The organism is Pseudomonadota bacterium (genome assembly GCA_030860485.1).
Taxonomy (GTDB): Bacteria; Pseudomonadota; Gammaproteobacteria; order JACCXJ01; family JACCXJ01; genus JACCXJ01.
The window spans coordinates 1-8,737 of sequence record JALZID010000015.1; the positions used below are offsets into that span (position 1 = coordinate 1).

Sequence of the window (8,737 nt, forward strand, 5' to 3'; positions counted from 1 at the left end):
GATCAGCCCGTCGCCGCCGCTCTGGAGCTCCTGGATCGCCGCCGCGAGGCGCAGGCCCTGGAACGGCGAGATCCCGCTGGACGAACGGTCAAACATGATCCGCGCTACCACCTCGTCCTGCGGCGCCTCAGGATCGCTCGATAGCTCGAGCTTGGGCTTTTGCGCCGGCCCGGTGATCTGGACGATGCCCGTGAAGCCGCCCGAGGCCTCGGCACTCGCCTTGATGTCGAGCTCCGGGATCGGCGGCTTCGCACCGCTGAAGGTGATCGTACCCTGGTCGATCGAGAAGCGGCGGTCGAGCAGGGTCAAGAAACCGCGGTGGAAATCGATCGACCCCACGACCAGGGGATCGTCCGCCGTCCCGGTGACTGAGAGGTCGCCACGCCACTCGCTCTCGAGCCCGCGGCCGCGGACATAGAGCTTCTCCGGCATGTCGACCTTGATGTCGAGGCCGATCCGCAGCGGCGGACCGCTTGGGGCCGGCGGCGGTGCACGTGGCGCGCCTTTGACATTCACCGGCAGGGTCGGCGGCTTGCCGGGAGGCGGGTTCGGTAGCCTGATATCCGCGCGCTCGACCTTGAGCCGGCTTACGACATCGAGGTTCGGTAGCTGGCCGCTGACATCGACCTTGCCGCTGAGCCAGGCCTTGCCGAACTCGGCGTTGTAGACCTGCAGATTGGCGAGCTCTAGGCCGGTCCTCAAGCCGGTAAGCGACGTGCTGCCGAGGTCGAGGCTGCCCGACCCGTTCAAGGTGCCATCGCGGCGATCGCGCGCGCTCAGGGTGGCGAGGTTGATCCGGCCCTGATCGCCGACGATGCGCAGGGTGAGATCGCGCAACAGCACCCCCGAGATCGAGTCCTCGACCAGCCCGTTGGCGATCGCGGTGCTGCCGTCGGCAAGCGGGCGGTCGAGCGTCCCGGCGAGCCGCGCGTCGATGGTGAGGAGGCCTTGGAGCCGCTGTCCGTCGAGCACGAGGATCTGGGCGATCCGGCCGAGATCGGTTCGGCCGGTCAGCGATCCCTGGATCGGACGGTCCCTCGGCAGCTCGAATGCGAAAGGCTCGAGGCCGATCCGTAGCGGCAGGGCTGCCTGCAGGCGCAAAGGGTCGTCCATCACCCCAGCAAGCTCGGCGCTCGCATCGAGGCGTCCGCCGGCCATGCCGGCGCGCAACGCGAGGTTCGCAGGCGGCACGGTCTGCTGGTTCTTTCCCCGCGGCTTCACGCCCTTCGCGTCGATGGCGAGGTCTATTTTTGGGGCGGCGCTGCTGCCCGAGACATCGAGATCCAACGCGACGGTACCGCCCAACTCCGGGGCTCCGAAGGCCTGGAACATCGCGAGCGGCGTCGGATCGAGCGACGCCTTGGCGCTTGCCCGACCGCCACCGAGCGTCGCATCCGCACGGAGCCTGGCCCGCCCGAAGCTCACATCTAGGTCCTCGAGGCCGTAGGAGGCGCTCGCCATGCGCAGGGTCGCGGTCCGCTCTAGCTTGATCGGCTGCTTGGCGAAGCTGCCGGCCAGGGACTGCAGCGCCACCTCTTTGGTCTCGCCGGCAACATCGGCTTGTAGCCGCGTCGCCAGATCGAAGGGCTTGGCACCCTGACTGCCATCGACCTTGGCCGTCAGCCGCAACGCGGCAAGATCTCCAGCAGCCGTCACGTCCGCCTCCTTGATCGCGAGCCCCGGCTGCGCGAAATCATCGGCGGCGATCTTGGCGTCGAGACCTAGCCTTCCCCGCACGTCGGTCGCCCGCCCGGTCACCGAGGCGGCGGCGAGCGTGCCGAAGGAGCCGTCGATCCGGTTCGCCCGCACCTCCGCCCGGGCGTTCTGCTTGCCCTCCGCCGCATCGAGCACGAGAGCAAGGTCGATGGCACCATGGAGCTCCTGGCCGATGAAGGGCGCCAAGGCGCCGAGATCGCTCCGCCCGTTCATCCGGCCGTTGGCGAGCTGCGTCGTCAGATCGAGATCGGCCTCGCCGTCGAGCCGCGTTCCCGGGGCGGTCAGGAAAAGATTTCGGATGTCGAGCTTCTGGCCGTCGCGTGCGTAGTCGGTCCCGAGCGCGATCGATCCGCGTGCCTCGCGCGCATCGAGCCGGATGCGGCCCGTGAGCCTGTCGATGGGCCCGCCGGCATCGGCGTCGAGCGTGATCTCCGAGAAGTCGAAACGTTCCGCCTTGAGCCGGTCGATGCGGGTCGCGAGCACGACGCTCGGCTTGCTCATGCTACCGGACGCCTTCACGTTCGCCGCGAGGCTGCCCGAGAGGGGCTGTCCCGCCAAACCGGAAGCCGCGGCCAGCCGCGGCAGCTCGAGGTCGAGATCGGCTGCAAGCCTCTCTTCGCTGGCGAGCTGCAGGCTACCCTTGCCGGTGAGGTCGATCGCCGCCCCCTTGAAGGCCAGCTTCGAGATCTGCACGGACCTGCCGGTCTCTACGGACGCCCTAAGGTCGAGTCGCGGCTCCCGGCCTAGGAGTTCGGCAGCGCCCGGCGGCAGACCGTGCAAGGCCGTCGTTCGCAGCGCCAGCACGGCATCGATCGTTCCCGCTCCCTCGCCGATCGTGACGTCGGATCCGAGGTCGATCCTGCCGTCGATCGGCGGTCGGGAGGCTGGGTCGGGGATCGCCGCCGCCACCAACGGCCGCAGCGCCGGCACGTCGAGATCGAGCCGCAGCCGGCCAGCCACGCGCTCGGGGTCGAACTGGCCAGCAAGGCTGGCTTGCGCGCCCAGCGTCTGCAGGAGGGCCTTCTGGATATCGATCGGCCCTTCTGCCGGTGCCATGGCCGCCAGGTCGAGCGTCAAGAGCGTGCCTTGCGCCCCGTCCAACGGCAGCGGCTTGCCGCCCTGGCTCACGCCCGCTACGCTCGCATTGCCCGTCAAGGTGGCGCCCGGGAATGTCGTCTCGAACGGCGCCAGTAGCTTCATCTGCAGCGCCACCGCGAGCTGCCGTATCCGGTAGGTGTCGTAGCCGAGCCCGCCGGCATCGAGCGTGAGATCGACGACCGGTTGCTTGAGGGCACCGGTCGCGGTCAGGCTCAAGGCCGCGCGGCCCTGGAGCGGCGCCTTCGCGAGCCCGCTTGCCACCGCCAGATCCGGTACCTCGAGCGTGACCCTACCCTCGACGGTGTTGGCGGCGAGGTCCCCATTGCCCCGACCTTCCAATCCGAAGCCGGCGGCGCCCAGATGGAGCGCCTGCAGCTCGACCCGCTGCGGCGAGGTCGGCTGCAGCCGGACGCTAAGATCGATCGTCCGCCCGATCAGGGGCTCCACCTCCGGCGGCAACACGCCGGGAGCCACGTCCAGGCGGCCGTCGATCCCGATGCGCGGCAGATCGGCGAGTCCGAGCTCGAGGTCGGTCTCAAGGCTCGCGAGTCCCTGCGCCTCGAGTGCGAGGCGCCCACGCCAGTCGGCGAGCGGCCCCTTGCCGCCGAGATCGAGATGCAGCTCGCCGGCCTCGGGGCGGTCCGAAACTGCCGCGAGCAGGCCACCCGTCTCGTTCGCCTTCAGGCGGAGGCCGAGCGCACTGCCGGCGAGATCGGCATCGAGCGCAAGCCTTGTGTCCGCCGTCGGCTGATCGATACGGTCGATGCGGAGATCCGCGGTGAGCCGGTTCGCGGTCTCGTTGGTCCGTGCATGGCCATCGATCCTGAAGGCGGCGGCCTGTCCGATCACCGGCTGCCCCAAGTCGAGCCGATCGACGAAGATCCGCGGCACGTCAACCGCCACCGGCAGAGATTTCGGAAGCTCGGGCAGGCTCGGTAACGTGAATGGCTCTGGCGGCTCTCGTGTCGGCGCCGAGGGCGGCAGGCGGTTAAGGGCGACGCGTTCCGCGCCCACCGCAGCGATCTCCACCTTCAGGTACAGGAGGGCCGAGGGCACGAGGTGGAAGCGCGCGCCATCGATCTCCAGCCAATGGCCCTGCGGATCGCCCAGGCGCACCCGGTCGACCCGCATGTCGAAGGGCAGGAAGCCTTCGATGCCGGCGATCTCCGCGGTCTTGCGCTCGCCCGAGAGCGCCCCGCTCGCGAGCGAGGCGATCTCACGCTTGCCCCAGCCCGTCTGCAGCACGCCGAAAGCACCGACGAGGGTGGCGAGGATCAGCAGGACGAGCGCCAGCAGCGTCCATCCGAGCACACGGAAGATCCCCCGAATGGGTCGGCGTCGCCGCGTCTCGGTCTTCGTCTGCTCGGCCATCGATCGCTCTTCGTACAATGCGAAAAGGTAGCGTCAGAACGCCTGTCCGATACTGACATAGATCTGGACGATGTCGTCGACATCCGAGCGGCGGTCGAGCGGGACGCCGAGGTCCGCGCGCAAGGGACCGATCGGCGTAATATAGCGTAGGCCCACGCCGGTGCCGATGAACACATCCTCCTCGAGGCTCGGCAGCGCGCTGTCGGCGACGGTGCCCCCGTCGATGAAGTAGACGAGCCCGATCGTATCGGTCATGCGGTAACGGAGCTCGCTGTTGAGCTCGATCAGCGAACGGCCGCCTACGGGGTCGTCGTCGTCGTCGAGCGGTCCCGCAAGCTGATAGCCATAGCCGCGGATCGAGCCGCCGCCGCCAGCGTAGAACCGCTCGTCCGCCGGGATGTCGCTGCGACTGGTACCGGCGATGGACCCGAGGTTGCCGCGCAGGGCGAGGATGTATTTCGCGCTGTCGGTCAGCCGCACATAGGTGGTCCCGGTCAACTGGGTTTTGAGGAAGATGACGCCGGCATCGAGGGTGTCGGTATAGGGGGCGGCCAGGAAGTTGAGCCGCCAGCCCTTGGTCGGGTCGAGCAGGTTGTCCGAATAGTCCATCTTGATCGTGCCCGGCAGGGAGAGCAGGCCGAAGTTCTCCTCCTCCTCGTTTTTGCGTTTGATGTTGGCGAGCCGGTAGGCGACGCCGAGCGAGCCCGTCACCCGGTCCGACCAGAGCGGCCGCTCTATCGATACGCCCGCGCCGACACTCTTGCTCTCATAGGCGTCCGTGTCTTCGGCTTTGACCGAGGCGCCGGCGAGCAGGTTATGCTTGCGCGCGCCGACGTCGGGTTTAATGAAATTGGTCGAGAGCTCCTGGCGCAAGGGCGAGAAGTAGAGATTGTTTTCGAGCTTCTCGCCGGCACCCAAGAAGTTCCGGTGCTCCCAGAAGAAAGAGACGATCGGGCCCTCGTCGGTCGCATAGCCGGCACCGGCGCCGACCGAGCGCGGCTTTCGCTCCGTCACCGTGTAAGTGATCGGTAAGCGGCCGCTCGCATCCAATTTATCGGGCTCTGCGACGACGACGGTCGAGAACAGGTTGGTGTCGATCAGCGACTGCCGGGTCTTGTCCATGACATCGGGATGGTAGCGGTCGCCCGGGCGAAACAGGACCCGCCCTCGCAGGAAGCGCTGGTCGACAGGGTCGGCACCGACGATGGTGAACTCGCCCATAAGAACGATGGGACCGGTTGTCACCGGCAGGGTCACGTCCATCCGCTTCGTGTCCTTTGCGATGACCGCGCCGAGCTTGCCGGCCTTGGCAAAAGCGTAGCCCAAACGCTGCGCCTGCGAGACGAGCTTGCCGTGCGCATCGAGGACGGGCTGCGCTGCCGCCGGCTGGCCCGGCTCGAGCTTGAGCGCTTCTGGCGTCGGGGCGAGGAAGCCGTTCCGGGGATCTGTGACCACGATCTTGACCGACCCCATAGTGTAGCGCGGCCCGGGTACGACATGGTAGGTGAGGATCGTCGGCGCGCCCTTAAAAAAGTCCTCCACCCTGTCGCGGAGTTCGCCCACGGTGGCCTGGGCGGTCTGGTTGTCGTCGCGCACCGTCCTCACCTCATAGCTGGCGGTACCCTCGTAATACCCGAGGCTCTTGAGCCCGCTTTCGATGTTGGGGAGGTCTGCTTCCGCACGACGGCGCAGCACAAACTCGCTGGCAGGCGGCCGGGAGATCGCCTGGTTGGCGTCCGAGGCGCTGAGCAGAGTGCTCCTAATCTCGTCGTCGACGCCCTCGCCGTCGATCTCCACCCCGTAGCGGATCCCGGTCTGCGGCTCCGCCTCGAGCTCGTCCTCGCCGTTTCCCCCGCGAAAATAGGAGCAGCCCGACAGCAGGAGGGACAGGAGCAGCAGAACGACCGCTCCGACATGGCGCGCCATCCGCTCAGGCACCGGCCGATGTGTTGGCGGGCTCGGCCAGCCGGTGCACATGCGCCATCAGCGCCATGGGTTGCTCCGGCACGTCTTGAGCCGGGCTAGGATAACGATAGACGCGTCGAGCAATTGGTCTGACACCCGCGACCTCAAGTTGCGGCAGGATGATGCGCGGGTAGGGCCACTCCCTACGCAGCTCCTCGTCTATCCCGCGCAGCACGTCCATCACTCGTCCCCATTCTCGCGCTAGGCGACCCCGACAATGAACTACCGTGCAGCAAGGTGTGCGGTATCGGAATAGCGTAAGCTGCCTGTTGTCCCGCGGCGGTTTTGTGCAAGCGTTGGTGCTCTTTGCTCCACTCACGCAGTATAGCGCAGCAAGCTGTGGGGGATCAGAACGCGCATAAAGTCATGATAGACCACCTACCGGCGCTGCCGCGCCAGCGCCGCGTTTGGGCACAAGCCACGCCCGGCGGGAATCCCAAGGGGCTACGGTCTCAGATTCTATCATTTCCCAGGGTTTGCATCCTCGGCCCGCCAAGCAGGGCCACTCCCCTGGCCTTGGCTTTCGAGCTTCCTGCGCTCATCGGCGACAGCGGCCACCCCGGCATGCAGCGAAACGCGTCATCCTCCGCTATGGCCGCGAGCGTCTGCACGGGTTTGCGTCCCTCAGGGGAGGCCGAGCGCGATGCGATAAGTGGATGGAATGGGCAGCGCGTCCATCGCCGCGTCGTCCTTCGTTTCGGTAGGATTGAGGCCGCTTCCGGCACATACCGGGCGCGCTAGCCAGGTTGTGATTGAAGCCCAGCAGGGGGAGTTCGTGATTGCAGGCGAAGGCCTCGACCCAGCCCGCGCCTATTGGAAGCACGGGTTCGTCAAGCAGTACGAGAAGTTCTCCACCTTCCTGCGTAATGAGATCTGCTCGAACAATCCTCACGGACTTTGGGCTCAGGAAAGGCCTTGCCCATCTGGCCGCCGTGCGCGAGAAGTTCCTGGAGATCACCGACCGCTTCGCTGCCTTCCAGGCGCAGTGCTTGAATGTGCACGGTGACTTCCCTCTGTTACAGCGGCTCGCACTCCCTATCACCGTCGGGACTACGAAGTATCCCGGCATCAAGATCCACGACACCCGGATGATCCGGCTAGTGCTGCTGCACGCGGGCACCATGGTCGGCGGCTGGCGAGCAAACCAACTCCATGAGGCACTCCTGGTCCACTTTGGTCTGTCCACCCAACGCTACGGGCTCAACCAGATGCGCTACGATCTCCGCAAGATGAGGGCCCACGGACTCCTCGAACGCGGTACCCACTACGCCTACCGCCTCACCTCCAAGGGCGTGAAAGTCGCACTCCTCTTCGTGCTCTTCCATCAGCGTCTATGCGGACCCCTAGCGAACCGCCTATTTCATCATCGCCCGCATCCACAGTTTCACCCGAAGAGCCCAATCGAAGCCGCTTTGCGCAAGGCCGATGACTCTATTGACAAGGTCATTCAATTACTTAAAGCTGCATGAAAAATGTTGCACAGCTTTCCTCCATGAACGACAATGTGAGAATCTATACGTACACGCCCTCGGGCCGCGTCCTGGGGCTGTCGCTGCTCGCGACCATCGCGCTCGGCGCCGCGCCCGCGGGCGCCGACGAGACCTATGTGTTGGATTTGAGCGCGCCTAACAATGTCGGCGCGCTGTTCCGCGTGGATCCGGCGAGCGGCAACCGCAGCCTGGTCTCGGACTTCCGTGACCCCGCTCAGGGGCCGCAGGGCGCCTTCCCCTCCTCACGCTGGAGGCGGGTGGCACGGTCCTGGTCATCGACTCAGCCGCGGGGCCGGTTATTAAGGGGGCGCTGTTCCGGGTGGACGCGATAAGCGGCAACCGTAGCCTGGTCTCGGACTTCGGTAACGATGCCCAGGGGCCGCTGGGCGACGTCCTTAGGGGCCTCGCTCTGGAGGCGGGCGGCACGCCGCCGGGTCTTGTGCTCCCAATAGGAACGTGTTGTCGAGCTTATGATGAGCCACAATGCGTTCAAGAAGTTCTCGATAGCGCGCATCGCCACTACCCCCCGCTACCCTTATCAATCCCCTCATAATTTCCCCGCTATATGATGCCGAATCGGGTTCGCGTTCCAAGAGGCAGACTCCTATCTGTGGGAGCGCCTCTCGGCCAAGCAAATCGGTTCACGGAAGCGGAGCTTCCTCTGCGATCGGAAGACCGACGATGCCGAGAAAGAGGCTCTGAGGAATAAAGTGAAGTCCTTCTTCGGCACCGACGATGTCAGGACCCATTGGAACGGGTTCGACGAATCGTTCATCCGTGCGCTCAAGGCTTGGTGGACTTAACCCCTTCGCAAGAAACTCATCGAAGTCGGGCTGCCGCTGGAGTCAACAGGACCTCGGCGCGGGAGAACTCGGCATGGGCACGAGCAGGTGGAACTATAAACCCTGTCGAGTCGACGAGGCCCATCGGGCAGGGCCGCCGCCTGAGACCGCCCTGTCGGTGAGCGGATCTAGCCCATCTTTCTCAACCCACCTTAGGAAATGCCGAGTTTTCGAGGTTTACCCTTCGGGAAGGCGCATAAACACTCGGGGTCGAGTTTCGAACTGGCTGTAGTGTAGACCAAGTGTCTTGTCAGC

At 65.9% G+C, this 8,737-nt stretch carries 5 protein-coding genes; 2 read left to right on the top strand and 3 right to left on the bottom strand.

Annotation, left to right across the window (positions count from 1 at the left end):
* The 3 genes from M3461_00570 to M3461_00580 form a co-directional block, all read right to left on the bottom strand.
* A partial coding sequence (locus M3461_00570; protein MDQ3772977.1) for a translocation/assembly module TamB domain-containing protein occupies positions 1-4,185 on the bottom strand: 4,185 nt, incomplete at its 3' end.
* 33 nt (positions 4,186-4,218) lie between these two features.
* The gene (locus M3461_00575) at positions 4,219-6,111 is read right to left on the bottom strand and encodes an autotransporter assembly complex protein TamA (GenBank protein ID MDQ3772978.1); all 1,893 of its coding nucleotides are present in this window, start codon (positions 6,109-6,111) and stop codon (positions 4,219-4,221) included.
* A 4-nt stretch (positions 6,112-6,115) separates the two neighbouring features.
* Positions 6,116-6,325 carry a hypothetical protein gene (locus M3461_00580; GenBank protein MDQ3772979.1) on the bottom strand — a complete coding sequence of 70 codons (210 nt, stop codon included), beginning with the start codon at positions 6,323-6,325 and terminating at the stop codon, positions 6,116-6,118.
* 757 nt (positions 6,326-7,082) lie between these two features.
* Between M3461_00580 and M3461_00585 the strand changes: the two genes are divergently transcribed.
* Together M3461_00585 and M3461_00590 are read left to right on the top strand one after the other, a co-directional pair.
* Positions 7,083-7,619 carry a hypothetical protein gene (locus M3461_00585; protein ID MDQ3772980.1) on the top strand — a complete coding sequence of 179 codons (537 nt, stop codon included), beginning with the start codon at positions 7,083-7,085 and terminating at the stop codon, positions 7,617-7,619.
* Between the two features lie 35 nt (positions 7,620-7,654).
* Positions 7,655-7,972, top strand: a complete 318-nt coding sequence (locus M3461_00590; GenBank protein ID MDQ3772981.1) for a hypothetical protein — start codon at positions 7,655-7,657, stop codon at positions 7,970-7,972.
* The last annotated feature ends 765 nt before the right edge of the window (positions 7,973-8,737 follow it).